This window comes from Paracoccus sp. S4493, assembly GCF_000967735.1.
Taxonomy (GTDB): Bacteria; Pseudomonadota; Alphaproteobacteria; order Rhodobacterales; family Rhodobacteraceae; genus Paracoccus; species Paracoccus marcusii.
In genome coordinates, this window is record NZ_JXYF01000265.1 from 1 (window position 1) to 656 (window position 656).

Below are 656 nucleotides of genomic sequence, written 5' to 3' on the forward strand. Positions count from 1 at the left end.
CGGCCCGCCATGTTCCTGCCAGGACAGGCGAAATCCGACAGGCTTCGCATGCTCGTCGCGGTCCCACCGGACCTGGACATGGCCCGTCTCGGCGGACAGGGCGCCGTATTTCATCGCGTTGGTGGCCAGTTCGTGCAGCGCCATGGTCAGGGCCAGCGCCTGCTTGGACCCCAAGGCTAAGTCCGGCCCCGCGACACGGAAGCGGTCCGCGCTCATGCGGTGGGGGCCCAGGGCCGCCTCGACCACCTCGGTGATGGCGGTTTCTGTCCAGGTCGCCTTGACCAGGCGGTCATGGGCCTGCGCCATGATGCCGATGCGCGACTGGATGGACATGCGGGCCTGGTCCAGCGTCTCGGCCTGGCGCAGGGTCTGCGAGACGATGGAATGCACCATCGCCATCGAGTTCTTGACCCGGTGGTTCATCTCTCCCAGCATCAGCTGAAGCTGTTCCTCGACCACCTTGATGCGGTTGATGTCTGTGCAGCTGCCGTACCAGCGGGTGATCCGCCCCGTCGCATCGCGGACCGGCTTGGCGCGACCCAAGACCCACCGATATTCGCCGGACCGGTGCCGCAGGCGATACTCGATCTCGTAGGGCTGGCCGGTTTCCAGGCTTTGACGCCAGCGCGCCCATGTGCGGTCCTGATCGTCGGGAT

At 66.5% G+C, this 656-nt stretch carries 1 protein-coding gene; it reads right to left on the minus strand.

All coding sequences use genetic code 11. The features are described 5' to 3' along the window. Positions 1 to 656: HWE histidine kinase domain-containing protein (locus TW83_RS16945; RefSeq protein ID WP_157001721.1), on the minus strand; the 656-nt coding region annotated here is incomplete at both ends.